This is a genomic window from Micromonospora sp. NPDC049359 (assembly GCF_044466585.1).
Classification (GTDB): domain Bacteria; phylum Actinomycetota; class Actinomycetes; order Mycobacteriales; family Micromonosporaceae; genus Micromonospora.
The window spans coordinates 365470-389270 of sequence record NZ_JBITMW010000004.1; the positions used below are offsets into that span (position 1 = coordinate 365470).

At 72.2% G+C, this 23801-nt stretch carries 22 protein-coding genes; 10 read left to right on the forward strand and 12 right to left on the reverse strand.

Features of this window, described 5'->3' with window-relative positions:
* Positions 1-20 precede the first annotated feature (20 nt).
* The 5 genes from ACIBTX_RS12885 to folP form a co-directional block, all read right to left on the reverse strand.
* Positions 21-1235 carry an ABC transporter permease gene (locus ACIBTX_RS12885; RefSeq protein WP_357172607.1) on the reverse strand — a complete coding sequence of 405 codons (1215 nt, stop codon included), beginning with the start codon at positions 1233-1235 and terminating at the stop codon, positions 21-23.
* A 118-nt stretch (positions 1236-1353) separates the two neighbouring features.
* Positions 1354-1884: a DUF3180 domain-containing protein gene (locus ACIBTX_RS12890; protein ID WP_357172610.1), complete on the reverse strand. Its 531-nt coding sequence runs from the start codon at positions 1882-1884 to the stop codon at positions 1354-1356.
* Positions 1885-1903: 19 nt separating this feature from the next.
* A complete protein-coding gene (gene folK, locus ACIBTX_RS12895) occupies positions 1904-2431 on the reverse strand; it encodes a 2-amino-4-hydroxy-6-hydroxymethyldihydropteridine diphosphokinase (RefSeq protein WP_357132770.1) in 528 nt (175 codons plus the stop codon).
* Positions 2428-2793 carry a dihydroneopterin aldolase gene (gene folB, locus ACIBTX_RS12900; RefSeq protein ID WP_357132772.1) on the reverse strand — a complete coding sequence of 122 codons (366 nt, stop codon included), beginning with the start codon at positions 2791-2793 and terminating at the stop codon, positions 2428-2430. The genes folK and folB overlap by 4 nt, the downstream gene beginning before the upstream one ends.
* Positions 2790-3677 carry a dihydropteroate synthase gene (gene folP / locus ACIBTX_RS12905; protein WP_357132774.1) on the reverse strand — a complete coding sequence of 296 codons (888 nt, stop codon included), beginning with the start codon at positions 3675-3677 and terminating at the stop codon, positions 2790-2792. The genes folB and folP overlap by 4 nt, the downstream gene beginning before the upstream one ends.
* A gap of 345 nt (positions 3678-4022) precedes the next feature.
* On the opposite strand from folP, the gene ACIBTX_RS12910 reads away from it, so the two are divergent.
* The 7 genes from ACIBTX_RS12910 to ACIBTX_RS12940 are packed head-to-tail and all read left to right on the forward strand — an operon-like array spanning position 4023 to position 12391.
* Complete coding sequence (locus ACIBTX_RS12910; RefSeq protein WP_053654780.1) at positions 4023-4337, forward strand: hypothetical protein; 315 nt, start codon at positions 4023-4025, stop codon at positions 4335-4337.
* Positions 4338-4350: 13 nt separating this feature from the next.
* Entirely contained in the window at positions 4351-4713 is a 363-nt protein-coding gene (locus ACIBTX_RS12915) for a hypothetical protein (RefSeq protein WP_204942430.1), read from the forward strand.
* Positions 4714-4759: 46 nt separating this feature from the next.
* Positions 4760-8098 carry an ATP-binding protein gene (locus ACIBTX_RS12920; RefSeq protein WP_396832477.1) on the forward strand — a complete coding sequence of 1113 codons (3339 nt, stop codon included), beginning with the start codon at positions 4760-4762 and terminating at the stop codon, positions 8096-8098.
* Between the two features lies 1 nt (position 8099).
* Positions 8100-10052, forward strand: a complete 1953-nt coding sequence (locus ACIBTX_RS12925) for an MFS transporter (protein WP_396832478.1) — start codon at positions 8100-8102, stop codon at positions 10050-10052.
* The gene (locus tag ACIBTX_RS12930) at positions 10049-10606 is read left to right on the forward strand and encodes a hypothetical protein (protein WP_357132781.1); all 558 of its coding nucleotides are present in this window, start codon (positions 10049-10051) and stop codon (positions 10604-10606) included. The genes ACIBTX_RS12925 and ACIBTX_RS12930 overlap by 4 nt, the downstream gene beginning before the upstream one ends.
* Positions 10603-11778 (forward strand): M23 family metallopeptidase, encoded by a 1176-nt coding sequence (locus ACIBTX_RS12935; RefSeq protein WP_396832479.1) that lies wholly within the window; start codon positions 10603-10605, stop codon positions 11776-11778. Before ACIBTX_RS12930 ends, ACIBTX_RS12935 begins: the two co-directional genes overlap by 4 nt.
* Before the next feature lie 13 nt (positions 11779-11791).
* Positions 11792-12391 (forward strand): hypothetical protein, encoded by a 600-nt coding sequence (locus tag ACIBTX_RS12940; protein WP_357132785.1) that lies wholly within the window; start codon positions 11792-11794, stop codon positions 12389-12391.
* Positions 12392-12394: 3 nt separating this feature from the next.
* Here ACIBTX_RS12940 and ACIBTX_RS12945 read toward each other — a convergent pair whose 3' ends face one another.
* On the reverse strand, positions 12395-12952 hold the full coding sequence (locus tag ACIBTX_RS12945) for a hypothetical protein (RefSeq protein WP_396832505.1): 558 nt from the start codon (positions 12950-12952) through the stop codon (positions 12395-12397).
* A gap of 194 nt (positions 12953-13146) precedes the next feature.
* Between ACIBTX_RS12945 and ACIBTX_RS12950 the strand changes: the two genes are divergently transcribed.
* Both ACIBTX_RS12950 and ACIBTX_RS12955 read left to right on the forward strand, forming a co-directional pair.
* Positions 13147-15798: an FtsK/SpoIIIE domain-containing protein gene (locus ACIBTX_RS12950; protein WP_357392937.1), complete on the forward strand. Its 2652-nt coding sequence runs from the start codon at positions 13147-13149 to the stop codon at positions 15796-15798.
* Between the two features lie 7 nt (positions 15799-15805).
* Positions 15806-16525, forward strand: a complete 720-nt coding sequence (locus tag ACIBTX_RS12955) for a hypothetical protein (RefSeq protein WP_396832480.1) — start codon at positions 15806-15808, stop codon at positions 16523-16525.
* A gap of 36 nt (positions 16526-16561) precedes the next feature.
* Here ACIBTX_RS12955 and folE read toward each other — a convergent pair whose 3' ends face one another.
* The 4 genes from folE to ACIBTX_RS12975 all read right to left on the reverse strand — a co-directional run bounded on the left by folE (position 16562) and on the right by ACIBTX_RS12975 (position 20575).
* Positions 16562-17227: a GTP cyclohydrolase I FolE gene (gene folE / locus ACIBTX_RS12960; protein ID WP_357132965.1), complete on the reverse strand. Its 666-nt coding sequence runs from the start codon at positions 17225-17227 to the stop codon at positions 16562-16564.
* Between the two features lie 35 nt (positions 17228-17262).
* Entirely contained in the window at positions 17263-19284 is a 2022-nt protein-coding gene (gene ftsH / locus ACIBTX_RS12965) for an ATP-dependent zinc metalloprotease FtsH (protein WP_357132793.1), read from the reverse strand.
* A gap of 464 nt (positions 19285-19748) precedes the next feature.
* Positions 19749-20324, reverse strand: coding sequence for a hypoxanthine phosphoribosyltransferase (hpt, locus tag ACIBTX_RS12970; RefSeq protein WP_357132795.1), 576 nt, complete (start codon positions 20322-20324; stop codon positions 19749-19751).
* Between the two features lie 101 nt (positions 20325-20425).
* Positions 20426-20575, reverse strand: coding sequence for a hypothetical protein (locus tag ACIBTX_RS12975; RefSeq protein WP_355052605.1), 150 nt, complete (start codon positions 20573-20575; stop codon positions 20426-20428).
* Between the two features lie 138 nt (positions 20576-20713).
* On the opposite strand from ACIBTX_RS12975, the gene ACIBTX_RS12980 reads away from it, so the two are divergent.
* Complete coding sequence (locus ACIBTX_RS12980; RefSeq protein WP_357132797.1) at positions 20714-21694, forward strand: helix-turn-helix domain-containing protein; 981 nt, start codon at positions 20714-20716, stop codon at positions 21692-21694.
* On the opposite strand, the gene tilS is transcribed toward ACIBTX_RS12980, so the two are convergent.
* Entirely contained in the window at positions 21681-22673 is a 993-nt protein-coding gene (gene tilS / locus ACIBTX_RS12985) for a tRNA lysidine(34) synthetase TilS (protein WP_357392935.1), read from the reverse strand. The genes ACIBTX_RS12980 and tilS overlap by 14 nt on opposite strands.
* 10 nt (positions 22674-22683) lie before the next feature.
* Complete coding sequence (locus tag ACIBTX_RS12990; RefSeq protein ID WP_357392933.1) at positions 22684-23754, reverse strand: zinc-dependent metalloprotease; 1071 nt, start codon at positions 23752-23754, stop codon at positions 22684-22686.
* Between the last annotated feature and the right edge of the window lie 47 nt (positions 23755-23801).

Here is a 23801-nt window from a genome sequence, read left to right on the forward strand (position 1 = left end):
CTCGGCGGACGCCACACGGCTCACCGGTCGCCGACATCCCAGCGCCGCGGGCCGTCCTCCCAGCGGGGATCCCGCCACGGGTCGGCCGGTTCCGGCGCGGGCGGCGTCGGCAGGGTCGGCGGCCAGTTGTCGGCCGACTGGGGCCGGGGCACGCTCCAACCCGAGCTGATCGTGCCGTCGCCGACGGGCTCCGGCTTCTCCACCACACCCGGCCGGGGCCGCCCGAACGTCTCGACCAGTCGGGTCGCCAACAGCCCGACACCGAGCGCCACCCCGCCCACCGCCCAGCGGCTCACCGACCAGTCGCGCTCCGGCGCGTACGCCTCGAAGACGGTGACCAGGCCGACCGCCAGCACCGTGCCGAACACGCCGCCGCGCCGGCCGTACGCGCTGGTGCCGCCGAGCAGGGACACACCGATGGCCAGCACGGTCCAGTCCAGCCCGGAAGTGGGCGTGACGACGCCGGGAGGGTTGGCGGCGAGCAGGACCCCGGCGAGCGCGGCCAGCACGGTGGAGCCGACGAGCGCCAGCGCGGTGACCACGGCGGCCAGCGCGCCCCGGCGCCGGGCCGGATCGGCAACCGGCCGGTACCGGCCCACCAACCGGCGGATCGCGCGGATCGCGCCGAACAGACCGCCGAGGACCGCGACGGCGGCGAACCCGGCGAAGAGGTAGCCGGCCGTCCGCCTCGGGTCGTAGTCCCCCTGCACCAGCACCGGCGCAGACCGGCGTTCGATGTACACCACCACGCCGGCGGCACCGGCCAGGCTCGCCGCCCACGCGGGCACCTGCAGTGCCACCACGGCGAGCGCCAGCACGAGACCACCCACCGCGGCGACCACGACCGCCGACCCCACGGACGCGGCCAGGCCCCGGTCACCCTGCTCCGCGTAGTGCAGCGCGGCGGCGACCGCCACCGGCCCGATGGCCAGGTTGGGGGCGGCGGTGCGCAGACTCAGCCCGGCGGCGAGAGCGAGCAGCCCCAGGCCGACCGCGTCGACCAGCAACGTGCGCAGGTCGGCACCGCGCAGCGCGTCCGGGTCGGCCCGCCAGAGCAGCCAGCCCAGGGCAGCCAGACCGGCCAGCAGCAGGAACTCCCAGAACACGTGCACGCCGACGCGGTCGCGGCCCGGCTCGCCGTGGGTGGGATCGTCGAAGACGTTCTCCAGGACGGCGGCGGGAACCGCGGGCGTGGGGTCGACCGACCGCTCCCGGCCCGTGTCTTCGTACCCCATGGCACCGCCTCCCCAGTGGCCGGCCGCTTCCGTCCCGGCACCCGGATGGACCGGGGCGGCCGTTGCTCTCCGATCGGAGGCACCGTACCCGCGGTGGGAGCCGGACGTAACCCCCTGCTCAGCGCTGGCCGGGGCGGCTCTCGCGCTGGTCCTGCTCGTGCTCGTCGTCCGGGCGCTCCGGGACGCGGCAGGAACGTTCCAACCACAACGCGGCGCCCACCAGCGCCAGCGACGCCAGCAACCCGCCTCCGGCGGCCGGCCGGTCCTCGGTGGCCGCCCGGGTTGTCTCCACGAAGAGCCACCCGCTGAGCCCGGCGTAGAAACCGGCGAAGATGGAGCCCGCCAGCGCCGACGCCTTGGCCAGCACCACGAACCGGGCGACCAGCAGCGGATTGACCGGATCCCGACCGGGCTTCCGGTCGATGCGGCCGCGCGTGTTGACGGCCGCGTACGCCTCCAGGACCGCGAGCGCGGCCAGCGTCACCACCGGCAGCCACGGCAGGCGGGGGATGCCGCTGTAGTAGAGCGCGCTGATCAGCAGCCAGGCCACCGCCGCCGCGGCCAGGGCCGCCACGACCAGCGTCGAGATCCGGGTGGGGCCCATCCGCGACCCGTCGGGGCCCGGCGGTGGGGACTTCGCCTGACTCATGCCGGCCGGCTCCACTGGGTCATGTCGTCGACTCTAACGTCAGTTCCGGCCGGGGACGCAGTTCCAGCGCGTCGTCGGCGGCCGGGCCGGAGGTGAGCAGGTCGGTCAGCCAGCCATGGCCGGGCAACCGCCCGTACGGTTGGATGTCGATCCACGGCCGCAGCACGAACGCGCGCAGGTGTGCGCGGGGATGCGGCAGGGTCAGCTCCTCCTCGTCGCTGAGCACCGGCTCGTCGTCGTCGCCCCACACCGCGATCACGTCCACGTCGAGGGTGCGCGGCCCGAACCGCCGCCCCGGGTCACGGACCCGACCGGCCGCGCGCTCCGCGTCGTGGGCCCGCGCCAGCCAGTCGCGCGGGGTCGCGCTCCCGTCCTGGGCGAGCACCACCGCATTGAGGTACGCGGGCTGGTTGGCGTCTCCCCACGGTGGAGTCTCGTACACCCCGGAGACCACCAGCACGGCGTCACCCAGCGTCGCGACGGCCGTCCGGAGGTGGTCCAGGCGATCGCCGAGGTTGCTGCCGAGCGACAGCACGGCCCGGGTCATCGGGTACGCGTCCGGGTCATCGTGACGGCCACGTCGGTGAACGTGTGCGGCACCGGCGCCTCCGGCTTGTGCACGGTGACCGTCGCGGTGACGACCCGCTCGTCGGCCAGACAGACCGTGAGCAGCCGGTCGGCCAGGGTCTCGATCAGGTTGACCGGTTCTCCGGTCACCACCGCCACCAGCCGCTCGGCCAGTTCGCCGTAGTGGACCGTGGCGGTGACGTCGTCGCTGGCGGCGGCCGGGCCGAGGTCCAGTTCGAGGACGGCGTCGACCACGAAATCCTGCCCCTGCTCCCGCTCGAAGTCGTACACCCCGTGCCGGCCGTGGGCCCGCAGGCCGGTCAGCTGGATCCGGTCATTCATCGGATGGCCTCCGCACGGCCGACCGGCCGGCCGTCGGGACGGACGGGCGTGAGGCGCGGCCGGCCGGTGGCGGTCCAGACGGCAAGCGCGTCCGCGGTGGCCCGCACGTCGTGCACGCGTACGCCCCACGCACCGGCCGCGACGGCCAGCACGCTGGTGGCCACGGTGGCGGCCTCGCGTTGGGCGGTTGGCCGCGGTGTGCCGTCGGCGGCGGCGAGCAGGCGACCGAGGTAGGACTTGCGGCTGGCGCCGAAGAGCAGCGGGTATCCGAGGTCCAGCAGCTCCGGTAGGCGCGCGCTGAGTTCCCAGTTGTGGGCGGCCGTCTTGGCGAAACCGAGGCCGGGGTCGACGACGATGCGGTCGGCGGCCACCCCGGCGGCCAGCGCCGCGTCGACGCGCTGCCCGAGCTCCACGCGTACGTCGGTCACCACATCGGTGTAGCTGGCCAGGTCACGCATCTGCCGGGAGTGGCCACGCCAGTGCATGAGGACCCAGGGGCAGCCGGCGTCCCGCACGACGCGGGCCATGTCGGGGTCGGCCAGTCCGCCGGAGACGTCGTTGACCACCACGGCGCCGGCGTCCAGCGCCGCCTCGGCCACCCGCGCGCGGCTGGTGTCGATGCTGACCGGCACCCCGGCGGCGCTCAGCTCGCGGATGACCGGCAGTACGCGTTCGGCCTCGGTCGCCGCGTCGACCCGGTCGGCGCCCGGGCGGGTCGACTCGCCGCCGATGTCGACCAGGTCCGCCCCGGCCTCGCGCAGACGGACGCCGTGTCCGACGGCCGCGTCGAGGTCGGCGTACCGTCCGCCGTCGGAGAAGGAGTCCGGCGTGACGTTGAGGACGCCCATCACCACCGGGCCCGGAGCCCGTACCAGATCGGTCACGACTAGACCGTACCGGTCATGACGACGGAGCTCGGCCACCCGGGTCGACCATCCCTGACGTGCGCATTGGAACAGGTGTACGATCGGTCGTCCGGGCAGCAACAGGCAGTCCCTTCGCGGCTTGTCGCAATCCGGGGCGGCCCGTACGCTTTGGAATTGGCCAGCATGGAGATGGCGAAGTCTGGAGGGAGGGCCGAAGCGGGTAAAAACCGCCCAAAGCTCGCCACCCTCCGTGGTGAGTAACGAACACAGGGTCGAAATCGCTCCGCCCTGTGAGCAGATTTCCCGCCAGGCTTGCCTACTGCACCGCCGCGGCTCCGCCGGCCGCGATATGGGGAGGTTCCAGTGATCGCCTTCGAGCTCATGGAGACGGCGTCGTCCGGCGTCGCCCACGCGCTCTCCACCCTGGCCTCGGCTCCGCTCGCGGAGCCGGCACCGAAGGGGATCGACACCAACGGTGTGGTCACCTTCTTCGCCAGCAAGATCGCGCCGATCCTGCTCGCGGTCCTGGGCGTCATCTTCATCGGTCGCGCCAGTCGGGGCGAGATTTCCAAGGTCCTGACGAGCTCGGCGATCGCCATCGTCGGGCTGGCCTTCATCGCCGGCGCGGCAACACTCTTCTTCGTCGGCGATTACCTGATCGACCTGATCTTCGAATAGGCGCGGTCACCAGATGCGGCTGCGCACCGACGACGACATCTACCGGGCCCGCCTGGTCTACCTCGGGCCGCCCGGCTACACCCTTCCGGTCCACCTGCCCTACGCCCAGTACGGGCTCTTCATCCTGCTCGTCCCCCTCTACATGTTCATCCACTGGCTGTTCACGTTGACGGTCGACCTCTTCCCTGCCTGGGAGATCGCGCTCGCCATCGTGACCACGTCGTTCATCTTCCGGCACGTTGATCCAGACCGGCCGGCGCGGGTGGTCATCCGCACCGCGCTGACCGACTGGCGACGCACCCGGGAGCCGGCGATCGAGCAGCGCGACCCGCGCCTGGTCGGCAGCCGGATCAGGATCCGGGAGGAGCTGGCATGACCGGGGGCACGTCGATCGGTCTGTTTCACGCGGGTGAGGCGGTCGCATGAGTCGCTCTTCCACGCCGGGCTCCCCGGCCGGCCGCCCGGCCGTGCCGGCCAGTCACCGTTCGCAGTCGTTTGACTACCCCGAGACCGAGGATGACGTCGCACTCGATCCCGCGCTGGTGACCTCGCCCGGTCACGGCGCGGTCGGCGTGTTCCAGGCACCCCGGCCGGTCACCCGCCGGACGCCTCCCACCGAGCCGAGCACGGTCTCGGCCGGCGACAACGCCGACATCGACTCGCCCTTCCTGGACCTGTTCGGTGGCGCGCGGCCCCGGGCCGTGACGGCGGCTCCCGCCAGCCGGCCCCAGCCGGCGATCCCGCAGCAACCGCCGACGCCGACCCGGCCGGCTCCCGAGCTGGAGCCACCGTGGACACCGGACGACCCCTCCAGCAGTGGCCACCGGATCGACACCCGTCCGACCGTCGAGCCCCGGTTGCCACACCAGGCGGGCGACCGACGGCCGATGCCGCAGCCCACGGTCGAGGTCGAGCAGACCGCCCCAGCCGCGCCCGCGCCGCCGTCCAGCGGCCCGGCGAGCCGGGTGTCCAGCAGCACATCGGCCGGGCAGACGGCGGCGCCGGTGCAGCGTCCGAGCGCCCCGGCAGAGCAGCCGACCGCGCCGGTCGACCGGCCGGCCCTGGAACGCGGGCCGCACCGGACCACCCGGACGGAGCGACCCACCGGCGCCGGCAGAGAGGTCACCACGCCCCGCCAGCGGGCCGCGAACCGTCAGGACCGGCCGATCAAGCCGGTCCGGGTCCGCGCTCCGAAAATCAAGTTCGGTGACCGGGACCCATCGGTCGAGCTGGCCATCACCGAGATCGCCGGCCACCTGACCTTCACGCCGAACACGGTGACCGCCTGGTACTGGCTGCCCGAGGTGCGCTGGGCCTTCCGCCCCGACGCCGAACGCGAGGCGCTGCTGTCGGCGATCTCCGAGCAGTACGCGGGCCTCGCCGGCTTCCGGCTGCACCTGCGCCGGACCACCCGGCCGTTCCCGGCCGACGAGTGGGCACGCACCATCGACACCCACACGGCCGCGCCGCTGCCCGACGTGCCTGGAACGACCGGCTGGGCGGACCACCTGGTCGCCGCCCAACGGCACCTGATGGCGGTCAACCACGCCGAGGGGCAGACCTACCTGGGCGTCACCTTCGCCCGGCGTTCCCTCGGCGACTCCATGACCGAACGGCTGCTCCGCACCTTCGGCCGGGGCACGGCGGAGGGCGAGCGTCGCAAGCTGGGTCGCACGGTCGAGCAGTTCGACGAGGTGCTCGGCGCGTTCGGCATGCGTGGCCGACGGGTCACCGCGCAGGAGCTGGAATGGCTGCTCTACCGCTCGGTCGCGCTGTGCATGGCGCCCCCGGGTCGCCTCTCGCCGGTGACCGACGGGCAGTGGGAGCGCGGTGACCTGCTCGCCCTGACCGAACAGGTCGAGCGCTACCGCACCCCGTACGGCTCGACCGTCAAGCTGGTCAACCGGATGACCGGCGAGGAACGGCACGTGGCCGTGCTCGCCGTCGGCCGGATGGAACCGCTGGAGATCCCGGAACGGCACGAGCCGTGGCTGCACTTCCACGAACGACTGCCCTGGCCGATGGAGATCTCCACCCGGGTCGACATCCTCGGCTCCGGTGACTCGTTCCGTAACCTCGAGCACCGGCTCCGCATGATCCGCTCCCAGCAGCTCGACTACGCCGAGCACGGCATCGACGCTCCCCCGGAGCTGGAACGCCTCGCCAAGCGGGCGCTGGTGATCGGCGACGAGATGACCACCGGCCTGCCCGTCGACTCGGCGCGCGCACACGGCTGGCACCGCATCGCCGTCGGCGGCCGGACCAGGGAGGAGTGCCTGGAGCGGGCCCGCCGGCTCATCCAGCTCTACTCCCGCGAGCTGCGCATCTCGCTGCAGCACCCGAAGAACCAGGACTGGCTGGCCCGCGAGTTCATCCCCGGCGAACCGATCGCCAACACCGGCTACGTCCGCCGGATGCCCGTCCCGCTGCTCGCCGCCGCGCTCCCGCAGGCCGCCTCCACCGTCGGCGACCGCCGGGGCGACCTGATCGGGCGTACCGCCGGCACCTGCCGTCGTCCGGTCTTCCTCGACCTGCACTTCCCCATGGAGGTACGCGAACGCTCCGGGCTCGCGGTGTTCGTCGCCGAGCCGGGTGGCGGCAAGTCGACCCTGCTCGGCGCGCTGGGCTACCTCGCCGCCCGACGGGGTGTGCAGGTGACCCTCCTCGACCCGTCCGGGCCGCTGGCCCGGCTCTGTGCCATGCCCGAGCTGCGCCCGTACTCCCGGGTGTTGAACCTGACCGGCTCCGAGCACGGCACCCTGGCGCCCTACTCGCTCATCCCCACGCCCCTGCGCAGCGAGTTCGCCAGCGGGGCCGCCGGCGACCGTGAGTTCGAGATCGCCGTCTCCAACGCGCGGGCCGAACGCCGCATGCTGGTCCAGGACATCTGCATGATGCTCGTGCCGCCGCAGGTGGCCCGGGAGGCGTCGACCGCCACCCTGTTCCGGCACGCCGTCCGGCAGGTACCCGCCGAGGAGACGTCCACCCTGGACGACGTGGTGAGCTGCCTCGGGCGGCTCGACGACGACGCCGGCAAGGAGTTGGCGAACCTCCTCCTGGACACCGCCGAGATGCCGCTCGCCATGCTGTTCTTCGGCCGGCCGCCCGAAGGGCTGCTGGGCGCGGACGCGGCGCTCACCGTGATCACCATGGCCGGGCTCCGGCTGCCCGACCTCAAGATCGAACGTGAGTACTGGTCGGCCGAGGAGGCCCTCGCCCTGCCGATGCTGCACACCGCGCACCGGCTCGCCGTCCGCCGCTGCTACGGCGGGTCGATGTCGTCCCGCAAGCTGGTCGGCCTCGACGAGGCGCACTTCATGGAGGGCTGGCGGTCCGGGCGTTCGTTCCTGGTCCGGCTCGCCCGCGACTCCCGGAAGTGGAACCTCGCCGCGCTGGTCGCCTCGCAGAACCCCCGCGACATCCTCGGCCTCGACGTGCAGAACCTCGTCTCCACCGTCTTCGTCGGCCGGATCGCCGAAGACGCCGAGATCGCCTCCGAGGCGCTGCGACTGCTGCGGGTACCGGTCAACGACGGGTACGAGGCCACCCTGGCCTCGCTCTCCGCCGCCGACAGCAACTCGGCCTCCCGCCTCGGCTTCCGGGAGTTCGTGATGCGCGACGTCGACGGCCGGGTGCAGAAGGTCCGGGTCGACGTCTCGTACGTCGACGGCCTGCTGGACCACCTCGACACGACACCCGCCGCGATCGCCGCGGCGGCCGGAGTCCTACCGAGCATCTCCCTGCCCGATCTGGAGGCGTGACATGGCTGGGGCCCGGGTTCGGATCACGTCGTTCCTGCTCGCGCTCGGCGTCCTGGCAGGGGCCACCCTCAGTTGGCCGCTGCTCGGCGCGGAAGCGGCCGCAGCCGCCCCACCCGTCACCCAGGCCCGAGCCGAACTCTGCACCACCGCCGAGTGGCAGGCCGACTTCCGGGCCTGCGTGGGGAAGCTCCAGGCGGTCAGCGAGGACGAGGTCAAGTGCCGCAACGCGCCGACCCCGGGCACACCCGACTCCGGCCTCGCCGGCTGGTTCGCCGCAGCACCACCGGCTGAGGCGGCGAACGGCATAGCCGGTCGCTACAGCCTCTATGGGTACGCGGGTTACAGCTACAACACTTACGACATCGACGGTGGCTGCGCATCGAGCGTCCTGCATCCGGATTACAAGTTCACGACGACGGTGGCCAACGGGGAGTTCATGGTCGCCACGGCGGTCATCGGCGCATCGAACGCGTTGCGCGAGCGTGCCTGGGATCCCCGTTCCATGTGGGGCTGGGCGGACCCGCTGGTCGAGAAGGCGACGAAGTCCGTCTACGAGAAGGTGTTCAGCGTCTTCGGGATCGTCACGCTGTGCGTGGTGGGCCTCTACCTACTCTGGCGCTCCCGCCAGTCGGACATGAGCAACGCGATGACCACCGCGGGTTGGGCTCTCCTCGTGATGGTCGCCGTCACCGCGCTGGCCGCCTGGCCGGTGAAGTCGGCGAACATCGCGGACGGCACGCTGATCACCAGCCTCGGTGTGGTCCACGACGCGGTAGGCCCGCAAGCAAAAGAGCCCGACCCAGGGCGATGCATTGATCCAGACCGCTGTAAAGACCTGCGCACGCCGGCCGTTCGCGCGAGCGACACCGCTACCGAGACGATGCTCTACCGAAACTGGGTCCGAGGTGTCCTCGGGTCGGCCGACAGCGAGACGGCTCGCAAGTACGGACCGGCGCTGTACGACGCCAAGGCGCTGTCGTGGGACGAGGTTGAGAAGTTGCGCGCCAACCCGGCCACCCGGGAGGCGACGATCAAGGCGAAGCAGCAGCAGTGGGCGCGGGTGGCCCAGCAGATCCAGACCGAGGACCCGGAGGCGTACGAATACCTCCAGGGCGTCCGGGACATGGACCGGGTCGGGGCGGGGTTCATCGCGGTGCTGGCCTCGGTGCTGTTCGCCATGTTCGACCTGACGGCGTCGCTTCTGGTCCTGCTGGGGTTCCTCATCTTCAGGTGGGCGGTGATCGCGGCGCCCATCCTGGGCACCGTGGGGCTGCTCCGACCGGCCAGCGCCGGTCTGCGACGGCTGGCGAACGCCGTCGTCGCCGCGATCTTCAACATCGCCATCTTCGGCACCGGGGCCGCCATCTACCTGTTCGCGGTCGATTTGATCATGAGTACGCCCACCCTTCCCGGATGGCTCCAGGTGGTCCTGGTGTGGTTGTGCGGAGTGGTCGGTTGGCTACTGCTACGGCCGTACCGGCGGATCACCCAGCTTGGCGGTAAGGACAGCAGCGAGGCGGTCAGTTCGGCCGGCTCCTGGCACCGCCGCTTCTTCCGTGACATGCGGGTCGCGGCGCGACTCGATGTCGTGGAGCCCGGCGGCACGGTGGAACCGGTGGGCGGGCGCCGCCGGTCACCAGACGCCGAGCAGACCCGGCTGCGCCCGGAGGCCCGCCGGGAAGACGCGGGCCCGACGCCGACGCCCACCCCGGCCGGCAGCCGACGCACCGACGACGTTCGGCCCGATGGTCACGAACGCGCCGACGAGGCACCGATCGGGGAGACCGGCGGTCGAGACCGTCCCGTGCCGCCGCAGCCTCGTCGCCGGCAACCGGCGACGTGGACCGAACCCGACGTTCCGGCCGAGAACCCGTCGTTCGTGGTCTATCGGCCGGGCTCCACCGAACGTGCGCCGGATCGCACCGGACCGCGGGTGCGTTCCGAGGCTCGGTGACAGCGATGCGACGGGCGCTGGAGTTTCTCTTCACCCGGGCACTGCGATCCCGGCTGGGGATGGCCGCGCTGATCGCGGTCCTCATCTTCGGGGTGATCGGAGCGGCGCGCCTGGTGTCCGGTCCGACCGACCCGACGGACGGGTTGAGCAACCGGCCGAACCGGCCGATCACCACGGTCGACCCGACGGCTGGTGACGATGGTCTGATCGCCACCGAGGCACCTCCATCGCCGGTCACTCCACCCGGTGCTCGTTCGCCCGAGCAGATCGCCGACCGGTTCGCCTCGGCCTGGATCGGCCGGCCCGGCATGACTGCCGACCAGTGGCAGGCCGGGCTACGGCCGATGTCGACGCCGGCGCTCACCGAGAAGCTGGCCGGCGCCGAGCCCGGCGGGGTGCCGGCCGAGGAGGTGACCGGCCCGCCGACGGTGCGGTCACGCACCGAGACCTTCGTCGAGGTGCTGCTACCGCTCAACACCGGCCGTCTCCGTTTGGAGCTGGTGATGGCGGACAAGAGTTGGCTGGTCGACGTCATCGACTGGGAGCGACAGTGACCGCCGGCAGAGCAGGCCGCGCTCTTCGTCGGCCGGTCCGGGCCGGCGTGATCGCCTCGGTACTCACCGGCGTACTGCTCCTGCTCTGCTGCACCGGGGGGACGGCGGCATTCTTCCTCAGTGGTCTCGGCGGCGACGAGGAGAATGGGGACGCCCTGGCCGGCTGGGGCTGCGGGCCGGTGCGTCCCGTCGACATCACCGGCGAGCTACCCCGGTTCAGCGAGTACGGTGACGCGCAGGTCCGCAACGCGGCGATCATTATCAAGGTCGGTCAGGACATGGGGGTTCCCTCGCGTGGTTGGGTGATCGCCCTCGCCACGGCGATGCAGGAGTCCGCCCTGCGCAACCTGGCCAACAGTGGCGTGCCCGAGTCGCTGTCCCTGCCACACGAGGGCGTCGGTGCCGACCACGACTCGTTGGGCCTCTTTCAGCAGCGTCCGGGTTGGGGCTCGATCGCCGAGCGGATGACACCCGCGTACACCGCCCGGAAGTTCTACGAGAAACTCGTCAAGGTGCGCAGCTGGCAACGTCGACCGCTGACCGTCGTGGCACAGCAGGTCCAGGTCAGCGCCTATCCGGACGCGTATGCCAAGCACGAGGAGCTGGCCGGCAAGATCGTGGACGCACTCGCCGGTGGTGCGGCTCGCACCGTTCAGATCAACGGCAAGGCGGTGTGCGACGCGGCCGAGCGCGGTGAGATCGCCGCCTCCGGCTGGACGGCGCCGATCTCCGGCGACGTCGGCTCCGGTTTCCGGACCGCCGATCGACCCAGCCACAACGGTGTCGACATCGGAGCGGCGAAGGGCACCGAGATCCGTGCCGCGGCCACCGGCCGAGTGCTCGTTGCCCGCTGCGACCCGGACAACAAGGGGCGCCGGAGTTGCGACGTGGACGGTTATCCGGGCAAGGGTGGCTGTGGTTGGTTCGTCGACATCCTGCACGCCGGTGGTTACATCACCCGTTACTGCCACATGGTGGTCCAGCCGCGCGTTTCGCCGGACCAGATCGTCCCCGCCGGCGAGGTGATCGGACAGGTCGGCAGCAGCGGGAATTCGTCCGGACCGCACCTGCACTTCGAGGTGCACCTGCGCAGCGACCGGTCCAGCCGGGGCGCGACCGACCCGATCCCCTTCATGCGCCAGCGGGGCGCTCCGCTGCGCGCCGCGGAGTGAGGCGGTCACTGGCATGACCGGACCGCTGCCGGACCCGTTCGCCGACCAACCCGACTGGGCGCCCCGGCCACCCCGCCCCCTGACCATCGTGCCCGCCACCGGGCGCGTGGAGCTGCGCGGGCAGCGGGTGCTCGTGGGTCTGCCCGGGCTGGGCTGGCGTGGAGACCTGCGCGCGGACGACCGGGTCGTGCAGGGTGCCCGAACCTACGTGCCGGTCATCCCCGAACACGAGTGGTACCGGGCCGAGGCCGACCAGGTCGAGGTGTTCGCGCCGCTGGTGCCGGTGGAGCGGGTGTGGGTGGAGACGGTCGGTGAACGGCCCGCAACGGAGGGCGTACGGGACACCGGCATCCGCTTGGTCTCGCTCGACGGCCCCTCCCACCGCGCTCCCACCCCCGTGTTCGAAGCGGACGCGGTCACCGGACGCCGGGTGGTGCACGTTGAGGACGGACGCGAACACCGGGACATGCGGGCGGTGACCGAAACCTACTCGGGCGCCGAGGGCGACATCTGCGTGCGGATCACGCCCGAGGTGGAGTGGTACCGCTGGGCCTGGCGTGGCCAGTCACCCACCACGCTCGAGGTACCCGTCCATCTGCTGTGGATCGAGTAGCCGTTAACTAACCTCAGCTGCGCTGCAAACCCGCCAACCATCCTGCTCGCTGACCTCGAACTGCCACATGTCAGTCAGGCTCTGCTGGGCGCCATCGACAGTAGCGCTGCGGCGGATTGTTGTTACGACGGAGGCATCCTTACCGTGCTTCTCTACAGCAAGGCTCCCCCAACTGACCATGATGGTGACGTCCAGTTGCTGCTCACGAGCAACGAGGTCGGTTCTTAGCGAGCGAACTGAATCCAGCTGCGTTGGACCTTCGCACGTATACAAATTGGCTCGAGCATCGTTGCGGTCTACGAGGAAGGCCCGCAGGTAGTTGTCGACGACCACGTCGGGGGCGCTGCGGTCCGGGGCGGCGGCGCGGTTGTAGAGCACGAAACCTGTCGCCACCCCGCCGAGCAGGAGCAGCGCGAGCACACCACCGACAACGATGAGCACGGTGCGCAGCCGGCGACGTCGCGGCTGTGGTGCCGGCGTTGGCGGGGCCGGCGGCAGCTGTTCGGACGGAGTCCGCTGGGCCGGTACGCGGGAGACCTGGGAACCGGCGGGGGGCTGCACTGATTCCACCTCCTGACGTTAACGGCTGGACGGCGCGGAGCCAATGCCTCAGATCCAGCGGATCGTGACGGACCACTCCCCACCGGTGACATCCGCGACAACACCGGCGCACCGCCGCGGTACCTCCCGGAGGTGGGGCTCTGGCTGGGATACCGTCACTGCTCGGGGAGGGGTTGCCGACCTCGGGTGAGGGGGTGGACACGGTGGCCGGTCCGAAGGCACGCACGAACCGCGCCGCGGCGCTGCACCGCCGGGCTGCCGCTGTCGTCACCGCCGCCGCCGGGATCCTCGACGAGGTGCGCCCGGCCCCTGCTGATCAGCGCCGCCAGTACGAGTTGGCCGAGCGGCTTCAGCTGGTTGCCGCGCGGCTGGCCCCGGGCTGGTCGGGAGCCGCTCTGGACTCACTCGACGTGGGCTCTCCGGCGGGTGACGGCCCACCACCGTTCGTACGGGTCGGCACGGCGGCGCCCCTGGACGACGCCCGGTTTCCCGCTCTGGTGCCGCTGGTCGGTACGGGGCATCTGAGCGTGGATGCCGACGGGCGGGAGCCTCGGGTGGCGGGCCTGCTGCGGGCCGTGGTGCTGCGGCTGCTGGGTGCCGCGCCCGCGGGCGCGCTGCTGGTACGCGCGGTGGACGCCACGGGTGCCGTGCTGACGCCGTTCGGCGCGCTGGCCGACGCCGGGCTGCTACCCCCGCCGGCGGTGGACGTGGCGGGTCTGCGCGCGGTGTTGACGGAGGCGGAGCAGTGGGTGACGCCGGGGGCGAGCGGACGGCGTCGTCACGACCGTACGCTGCTGCTGGTGGTCGCCGCGCTGCCGGAGTTGACCGGCCCGACCGATCTGGCGCGGATCGAGACGCTGGCCGAGCAGGGGCCGGCGGCGGGGCTGCACCTGGTGGTGGCGGGGTGGCCGCCGTCCGGCCCGTACGCGTCCCGGGATCCGTTGCCCCGGGCCACCTCGCTGGTGTTGCGCAACGCGTACGCGCTGCTCGGCGACCCGCCGGGCGCATCGTTCGCCAGCCCCGGGGCCGAGGCGCCGGGTGGGATGAACTCACCGGTCTTCGTGGAGACGGACCCACCGGCGGATCTCGTCGACGCGGTCTGTCGGCGGCTGGCCGCCCAGGTGGAGGCGGGCTCCCGGTTGGCGTTGGCGGATCTGTTGCCGGAGACGGGTGACGGCCGGTGGACGGCGGATGCCTCGGACAGCCTCACCACGATGGTGGGTGACGCGGGCGGTCGGCCGGTGCAGCTGGGCTTCACGGAGCTGACGCCGCACTGGTTGGTGAGTGGCCGGTCCGACGCGGGTCGTGCCGCGTTCCTGACCACCGCCCTGCTGGGGCTGGTCGCCCGGTACGGTCCGGACGATCTGACGCTCTACCTGGCCGACCTGGGCGACGGCGAGTCGTTCGTGGAGTTTCTGCAGACCGAGCGGGACCGCTCCTGGGTTCCGCACGTGCGGGCGGCGGCCATGGCTGCCGACCGGGAGTACGTCCGGGACCTGTTCGACCAGCTGACGGCCGAGGTGCGGCGCCGCGCGGAGGCGGCGGAGCGGGCCGGCGGGCAGCGCTTCGCGGAGCTGCGCCAGCACCGCCCGCTGCCTCGCATCGTCTGTGTGGTGGACAATGTGCCGTTGCTCTTCGCCGAGCGGGATCGGCTGGCCACCGAGCTGGCCGCGCAGGTGGACGCGTTGGCCCGGTCCGGTCGGGCGTACGGCGTGCACCTGGTGCTGGCCGGCGCGGGTGAGCTGGGGTTGAGTGCCCGCTCGGACGCCGGGCACCGGGATTCGGCGCTCGGGCAGTTTCCGGTACGGGTGGCGTTGCCGGGTGGCGGCCCGGTGTTGGAGCCGACAAACGATTCGGCCGCCGGTCTGCCGGTGGGCAGCGCGGTGGTGAACACCGCCGGAGGGTTGGGCGGCCCACGTGGCGCGATCCGTGGTCACGAGCGGTTGATCCGCCACCCCGATCCGCTCGACGATCCGGCGGTGGTCGAACGGCTGCGACACGAGCTGTGGGCGGCCCGACCGTCGGAGGCGGTGCCGCCCGTGGTGTTCGCCGGGTACGCCCGTCCGCTGCTGGGCAACGATCCGCGTCACCGGGCGGCCCTGGCGGGGCAGGCAGGTGGCCCGGCGGCCTTGCTGGGCCGTGCGGTGGACGTGGCCCGCACGACGGTCGCCGTACCGATGGGGCCTGCTCCTGGACGTAACCTCGCGGTGCTGGGCTCGGGCGCGGCGGCGGGTGGCCTGCTGGCGACGGCGGCCCGGAGCACCGCGAGCCACCATGCGGCGGGCACCGCCCGGTTCGTGGTGGCCGCACCTGACCAGGGGGCTCGCCCGCTGGCGGAGGCGTTGACGGCCGAGCTGGCCGCCCGTCATCCGGCCCGACTGGTGGACCTGCCAACGCTGTTGGCGGACGCCGACGACGAGCTGCCGACGTACCTGGTGGTCTTCGGGTTGGATCGGCCCGGTCCCCGGGATCTGCCGGCGGATCGGTTGCGGGCGCTGCTGCGGGACGGGCCACCGGCGGGCCGGCACCTGCTGGGTTGGTGGCGGGCGGTGCCGCCGTTCGCCGCGCTGCTGGAGCCGGACGGCGAGGTCGACAAACTGGCCGCCGTCGTGGCGCTGGACGTGCCGGCCGCGCAGCTCGCCGCCGTGTTCGGCAGGCCGGTCCAGTGGCGGGCGCGTCCGGACCGGGCGGCGCTGTGGGATGGTCCCGACGAGCGGGGCACGATCCTGGTGCCGTTCGCGGAGGAGACGAGGAGACCGGACGAAACGAGGAGACCGGACGAGACGGGGCGACCAGACGAGGCAGGGCTACCGGACGAGACGGGGCGCGCGGGCGATGCGGGTTGAGCCGGCGATGCGTAGGGAGGGTGCCGAGGTGAGGGCGACGGCGACCGGTCCGGGTCCGCAGCGGACCGCCGGTCCGGACGCTGGCACGGCGCCTGTCGACGCCTGGGCCGAGTACCTGGCGGCGGCCCGTCAGCTCGATGCGGTCCGGCGCGGCGCGGCGACCGCCGCCGGTGAGCAGGCCCGCTCGGCGGAAGCCGCCCGGGAGGAGCTGACGGTGGTGCGCGCCGGGTTGGCGACCCAGCAGGAGCGGTTGCGGGAGCGGGGCGTACCGGCGATCTCGCTGGTGCCGTCGCCACCGGAGCTGACGGAGGCCGCCCGGTCGATGGCCGGCGGCCCGGCCGCCGTCCTGGCGGCGCTGCGGACCGCACGGGGTCGGGCCGAGGCGGCGGACGCGGCGTTGGCCGCGCGCCGCGGCCTCCGACCGACCTCCTGGCCCGCGCGGGCCCGAAACCTCCTGGTGTACGGGCCGCTGGCGCTGCTGGCGCCGCTGATCCAGATCATCGTGTACGCGACGACCGGGTCGGGCCCGGCCAGCGTGCTGGCCCTGGTCGGCGGGCTGCCGATGCCGGCGGCCGCCTTCGTCGTCGGCTGGGTGTGTGTCGGCCGGGTGTTCCGTACCGCCCCCGACGACCAGGTGGACCGCACGGTGCGCTTCGGCGTGCTGGTCTGCCTGGTGCCGGCGGTCCTGGTCACGACCGGCCTGCTGCTGGCTCTGCTGGCCGGCTGACCCACCGGCTACCCAGCCGGCGGTCGCGCGGGCGGGTCAGCGGGGGAGGATCAGGGCCATCGCCTCGGCCCGCGACTTCGAGTCCGTCTGCAGGATGCCGCGCACCGCCGACGTGATGGTCTTGGCGCCGGACTTCTGGATGCCGCGCATCGCCATGCACATGTGCTCGCATTCCAGCACGACGACGACGCCGCGCGGGGCCAGCCTGCTCATCAGCAGGTCGGCCACCTGCGAGGTGAGCCGCTCCTGCACCTGGGGTCGGCGGGCGAACACCTCGACGAGGCGGGCCAGCTTGGACAGGCCGGTGATCCGCCCGTCCGGGCCGGGGATGTAGCCGATGTGCGCGCTACCCCGGAACGGCAGCAGGTGGTGCTCGCAGAGGCTCATCACGTCGATGTCGCGGACGATCACCAGCTCTTCGTGGTTGGCCTCGAAGGTGGTGCTGAGCACCTGCGCCGGGTCGACGCGCAGGCCAGCGAAGAGTTCGGCGTACGCGCGGGCGACCCGGGCCGGGGTCTGTTGGAGGCCGTCCCGGTCCGGGTCCTCGCCGACCGCGATCAGGATCTCGCGGACGGCTCTCTCGATCCGGCCGAGGTCGACCGCGTCCTCGACGGGACGACCGGTCAGCTTGCCGCTGATCAACCGGGCGGCGACGTAGTCCAGCTCGTCGTCCCCGTCGGGTTCGGTCGCGGAAACGGCCAGCTCCCCGTGGGGGGAGCTGGCCGTCGGGTCGTTGCTCAGTGCGTACCGTCCGAGTTGTTGCTGGACGGCGACCCGCCGCCGACGGACGCCTGCGCGCCGTCGGCCTCGGCCTGCGCCTTGAGCTTGTCCTTCTCCGCGGGGGTGAGCACGGGCGGCTCGGTGGACGGCTGGCGCTTGCCGAACCCGTTGTACGGGGCGAGCGGCGGGCGCTTGACCACCCGGGAGCAGATCCGCGCCATGTCGGCCGTGGAGAGGGTCTCCTTCTCCATCAGCTCGAGCACGATGTTGTCCAGGACGTCCCGGTACTCGACCAGGATCTCCCACGCCTCGTCGTGCGCCAGCTCGATCAGGGCCCGCATCTCGCCGTCGATCTCGGCGGCCACCGAGTCCGAGTAGTCCCGCTCGTGGCCCATGTTGCGGCCGAGGAACGGCTCGTCCCCGCTGGTGCCGTACTTGATCGCGCCGAGCTTGGAGCTCATGCCGTACTGGGTGATCATCGCGCGGGCCAGCTGGGTGGCCTTCTCGATGTCGTTGCCGGCACCGGTGGTCGGCTCGTGGAAGACCAGTTCCTCGGCGGCCCGGCCGCCCAGCGCGTACGCCAGGGTGTCGATCATTTCGGCGCGGGTCTGGGTGTACTTGTCCTCGGTCGGCAGCACCAGGGTGTGGCCCAGCGAGCGGCCACGGGACAGGATCGTCACCTTGTGCACCGGCGCGGCGTGCGGCAGCGCCCAGGCGACCAGCGCGTGGCCACCCTCGTGGTACGCGGTGATCTTCTTTTCCTGGTCGCTCATCACCCGGGTCCGCCGCTGCGGACCGGCGACGACCCGGTCGATCGACTCTTCGAGCGAGTCGTTGGAGATCGCGCGCTGCTCCTTGCGAGCGGTGAGCAGGGCCGACTCGTTGATCACATTGGCCAGGTCGGCGCCGCTGAAGCCGGGGGTACGCCGGGCCACCGCGTCGAGGTCGACGTCCGGCGTGAACGGCTTGCCCTTGGCGTGCACCCGCAGGATTGCCTTACGGCCCTCCATGTCGGGGGCGTCCACCGGGATCTGCCGGTCGAACCGGCCCGGGCGCAGCAGCGCCGGGTCGAGGATGTCCGGCCGGTTGGTGGCCGCGATCAGGATGACCCCGCCCTTGGTGTCGAAGCCGTCCATCTCGACGAGCAGTTGGTTGAGCGTCTGCTCCCGCTCGTCGTGGCCGCCGCCCATGCCGGCGCCACGGTGCCGGCCGACGGCGTCGATCTCGTCGACGAAGACGATCGCCGGGGCGTTCGTCTTGGCCTGCTCGAACAGGTCACGGACCCGGCTGGCGCCGACGCCGACGAACATCTCCACGAAGTCGGAGCCGGAGATCGAGTAGAAGGGCACCCCGGCCTCGCCGGCGACCGCGCGGGCCAGCAGCGTCTTACCCGTTCCGGGCGGGCCGAACAGCAGCACGCCCTTCGGGATCTTGGCGCCCAGGGCCTGGTACTTGGCCGGGTTCTGCAGGAAGTCCTTGATCTCGTACAGCTCTTCGACGGCCTCCTCGGCACCCGCGACGTCCGCGAAGGTCGTCTTGGGGGTGTCCTTGGTGATCATCTTCGCCTTGGACTTGCCGAAGTTGAGCACCCGGGAGCCGCCGCCCTGCATCTGCGACATGAAGAACAGCAGCAGGAGCACGAGCAGCGCGATCGGCAGCAGGTTGACCAGCAGGCTCACCCAGATGCTGTCCGAGGAGACCTTGGCGTCGGCCGGGCCGGTCACCCGGTTGGCCGCCTTGGCCGCGAGCACCTCGTTCCAGACCTCGTCGCCCACCTGGTACGGGAACTGGGCTTCGATCCGGTCAGTGGTGGTCTCACCGAACTTGGTCTTGTTCTTCAGGTCGAGCTGGAGCGTCTGCTCCTTGTCCTGAAAGATGACCTTGTTGATCTGTGCGGTGTGGAGCTGGTCGAGCGCAACGGAAGTGTCCACGCGGTGGTAGCTGGGACCAGCGGTGAACAGCTGACTGAGCACAACGGCGCCGAGGATGACCAGGATGATCCAGACCACCGGTCGGCGGAAGAAACGCGTACGTTCCATACTGTTGTCGAGCGCCGGAGCGCCCGCATCCTCCTGATCGACGTCCTGACCGTCTGATGGTGTCGCCGCGGTGAGCGGCGGCCGGAGCCGCCGTGCGGGCCGGCTCGACCCCGAGGCACCGAAACTGCCGCGCCGCGGTCATTCGACGGTACACCGTGTACGCGAGGAGTGAGCTTGCGAGCCCCGCAGTCGTACACAATCACAGCGGTGTACGCGAGGAGCGAGCTGGTGAGCCCCGCGGTCGTGCACCATCGAATCGGGTCCGGGTGGTAACCGGCGTGGCGGGGAGTCCGGCCCGGCCACCCGAACGTTCGGTCACGCGGTCGAGGGGCCGGACGCGGAGTTACCTCCACGCCACCGGGGTCCACCGTAACCGCAAGAGCTGAGAGCCCGCTGAACGTCTGCTTGATGAACGCCGATACGAATCGCCTTCACCCGGGTCGGCGGCGGGCCGGCGACCGGGTTCAGGAGCGGGCGTAGACCTCGGGCTTGAGCACCCCGACGTAGGGCAGTTCCCGGTAGCGCTCGCCGAAGTCGAGGCCGTAGCCGACCACGAACTCGGTGGGGATGTCGAAGCCGACGTACTTCACCGGCACCGGCACCTTGACCGCGTCCGGCTTACGGAAGAGCGCGACCACCTCGACGCTCGCCGCCGAGCGCGACTCCAGGTAGCGCAGCAGCCAGGAGAGCGTCAGCCCGGAGTCGACGATGTCCTCGACGACCACGACGTGCCGGCCGGCGATGTCGCGGTCGAGGTCCTTGAGGATGCGGACCACCCCGGAGGAGGTCGTGCCCTGGCCGTAGGAGGAGATGGCCATGAAGTCGAGTTCGGCCGGGGGGCCGCTTCGGCCCAGCGCCCGGGCGAAGTCCGCCATGAACATCACCGCGCCCTTGAGCACGCAGACCAGCAGCAGTCCGTCGCCCACGTGGGCGTAGTCGGCGGAGACCTGCTTGGCCAGTTCCGCTGTCTTCTCGCGGATCTGCGCCTCGGAGATGATCACGTGGTCGATGTCGGCGTCGTACCAGGAGCCGTCAGCCATGACTCCTAGCCTGCCGTACGTCGGATGGCCTCCGTCGGCGGGGCCGCACCTTTCGGCACGGTCCCGCCCAGGATTTTTACCGCGAAGGGTGCTAAAAGGCATCAGCTGGTACGGGACCGCCAGCGGCGGCCGTCCTCGCTGGGCTTCCAGTCGGCCGAGTCGTGGCTGTCCACGGTGAGGTTCGCCGCCGAGGCGGCGACGAGCAGGACGAGGAACAGGAGGAAGAACAGGAACTCCATGGCGGCGCTCACTTTCGCATGATTGCTGTCGGTTTCGCCGCCGGTGCGCACCGGACTGAGACCAGTCTGCGCCGACGCGCACCGCCCGGACAGTGGCAGAGATGCCATTGGGCATCGATTTACTGCCATCTCTCGGGTTACCCTCGTCACATGCTCCGATCCGTCGCCGTCCTCGCCCTGGACCAGGTCGCTCCCTTCGAGCTCGGGGTGCTCGCGGAGGTCTTCGGCACCGACCGGACGGCCGACGGCTTCCCCGCGTACCGCTTCGACGTGTGCAGTCCCGACGGGGTTGCCGTACGCACCTCGGCGGGCTTTCACCTCACGCCGAACGCCGACCTGGCCCCGCTTGAGGAGGCCGACCTGGTGGCCGTTCCGGCGCACGGTCAGGGCACCGTCGTACCCGACTGTGTGCTCGACGCGTTGCGCCGCGCCGACGCGCGCGGGGCCCACCTCATCAGCGTCTGCTCCGGGGCCTTCCTGCTCGGCGAGGCCGGACTGCTCGACGACCGGGAGTGCACCACCCACTGGCGGTACGTGGACGAGCTGCAACGCCGGCATCCCCGCGCCCGGGTGCGGTGCAACTCCCTGTACGTCCAGGACGGTCGGCTACTCACCAGCGCCGGCACCGCGGCCGGTATCGACGCCTGCCTGCACCTCGTCCGCCAGGTGCACGGCTCGGCCACCGCGACCCGGCTGGCCCGGCGGATGGTGGTCCCGCCGCACCGCGACGGCGGCCAGTCGCAGTACGTCGAGGCGCCCATCCCGAAGGCCCCCGAGGCGCCCACCCTGGAACCGGTGCTGGAGTGGCTGATGGGGCACCTGGACCGGACGATCACGGTGGAGGAGCTGGCCGCCCGCGCCGGCATGGCCCCCCGGACGTTCGCCCGGCGGTTCCGGGCCGAGACCGGCACCACCCCGCACGACTGGCTCACCAACCAGCGGGTGCTACTCGCCCGACGACTGCTCGAGGAGACGCCGCTGAGCGTGGAGGCCGTCGCCGACCAGGCCGGTTTCGGTGACGCCGCCGCGCTGCGCCACCACTTCAGCCGCCGGGTCGGCGCCACCCCGCACAGCTACCGGACGACCTTCCGGGACCGGAGCGACGGCGCGGCGGCCCTCAGCCCGAGCTGAGGACCGCCAGTCGGTCGCCCCGACGAAGTACGCGAACACCCCCGGGCAGGTCGGTCGGACCCTGACCGTGCCATTCGGTGACCAGGGCGTCCAGCGCCCCGACGTGCCGGTGCGACAGGGCGCCCCCGACCGCGCCCAACTCGAGGGCCCAGGCGTGCAGCACCCGACCGCGTACGGCGGCGGTGAGGCCGGCCAGCTCCGGCACCGCAAGCCCACCGGCGGGATGCCGGGATGTCACCAGCGCCCTCGCCGCGATCTCGTCGAGGGCGGTGTTGTCCGCCGCCACCAGCCGGGCGGTGCGCGCCAGGTTGGCCACCACACCCGGCCCGAGCGCCCGTACCAACGCCGGCAGCACGTCGGCCCGCACCCGGGAGCGGGCGTACGAGGGGTCGGTGTTGTGCGGGTCCTGCCAGGGGCTGAGCCCGAGGACGGCACAGGCGGCGCGGGTCTGCTCCCGGCCGATCTCGAGCAGCGGACGCAGCAGCGGAACCCCGGCCAGCTCCCGCCGATCGGGCATCCCGGCCAGCCCGCGCGGGCCGGCCCCCCGGGCGAGCGCGAGCAGCACCGTCTCCGCCTGGTCGTCGCGCGTGTGGCCGGTGAGCACCGCGACCGCCTCGTGCTGCCGCGCGGCCTCGGCCAACGCCTCGTAGCGGGCCTGGCGGGCCGCCGCCTCCGGCCCGCCCGGACGGCCGGCCACGTCCACCCGCACCGCCACGACCGGCGCGAACCCGGCCTCTCGGGCCCAGGCGGCCACCGCCTCCGCGCGCCGTGCCGAACCGTCCTGCAGTCCGTGGTCCACGGTCACCAGGCCGGCGGGAAGACCCAGCCGGGGCGCCACGAACACGGCCGCCGCCGCCAGGGCCAGCGAGTCGGCCCCACCGGAGCAGGCGACCAGCACCGGCCCGCCGGACGGCAGGTGGGTCAGCGCGCGACGGACCGCCACCCGGATCGCGGCCACCGGCGGGGCGAGCGCGGCCACCGGCGGACGGTCAGCCGGCGGACGGAACGGTGCCGGCCGGGCCGTGCACGCGTGCCACCCAGGCGTCCGGGTCGCCCAGCTCCGACAGCCGGGGCAGGGTGAGCGGTGAGTTGAAGATCTGGTTGAAGCCGTCCATGCCGACGCGCTCGACCACGCCGTGCACGAACTTGCGACCCTCGGCGTACTGGCGCATCTTGACGTCCACCCCGAGCAGCCGACGGATCGCCTTCTCCAACGGGTTGCCCGCCTCGCGGCGACGGTTGAACGAGGCCCGGATCCGCTCCACGCTCGGGATCACCTGCGGGCCGACGCCATCCATCACGAACTCGGCGTGCCCCTCCAACAGGGTCATCAGCGCGGTGAGGCGGTCGAGGACGGCCCGCTGCGCCGGGGTCTGCACGATGTCCAGCACGCTCGTCCGGCTCTCCGGGTCGCGGACCGCCTCGGACAGCGTCGCGACACCGCGCCGCAGCCGCTCGACGAGATGTTCGCCGCCGCTGGACGACGCGTCCACGAACGCCTGGACCTCGCCGAGGAAGTAGGCCCGCATCCAGGGCACGGCGGTGAACTGGGTGCGGTGGGTGACCTCGTGCAGGCAGACCCACAGCCGGAAGTCCCGGGAGTCGGCTTCGAGCTTGCGCTCCACCTCGACAATGTTCGGCGCCACCAGAAGCAACTGCCCCGGGTCGGCGGAGAAGACCTCGTACTGGCCGAGGATCCGGCCGGACAGGTAGGCCAGGACGGTGCCGGCCTGCACCCCGGTCAGCCGCGACCCGATCGCCTCGGTGAGCGCGCCGGGCTGCTTGTCGCCGGACAGCCGGCTGACCAGTGGGGTGATCACCTCACGTAGCCCGGCGATGTTGGTGGCCGCCCAGTCCCGCCGGTCGACCACCCGCACCGGCGGGTGCGCCACCTGCGCCCGCAGGCCGGTGTAGTCGGCCACGTGCCCGGCGGCCTCGTCGGTCAGCCGACGCAGGTCGCCGACCACGTCGGTGGCCTCGGTGTACGACACCCGGGGGCCCGACTTGCTCAACGCCCCCGCGGTGGCGGCGGCCAGATCCCAGTCCACGAACTGCGCCATGAACCCACCGTACCCGCGTCGCGACACCCCGGGCCGGGCTCGCGTCG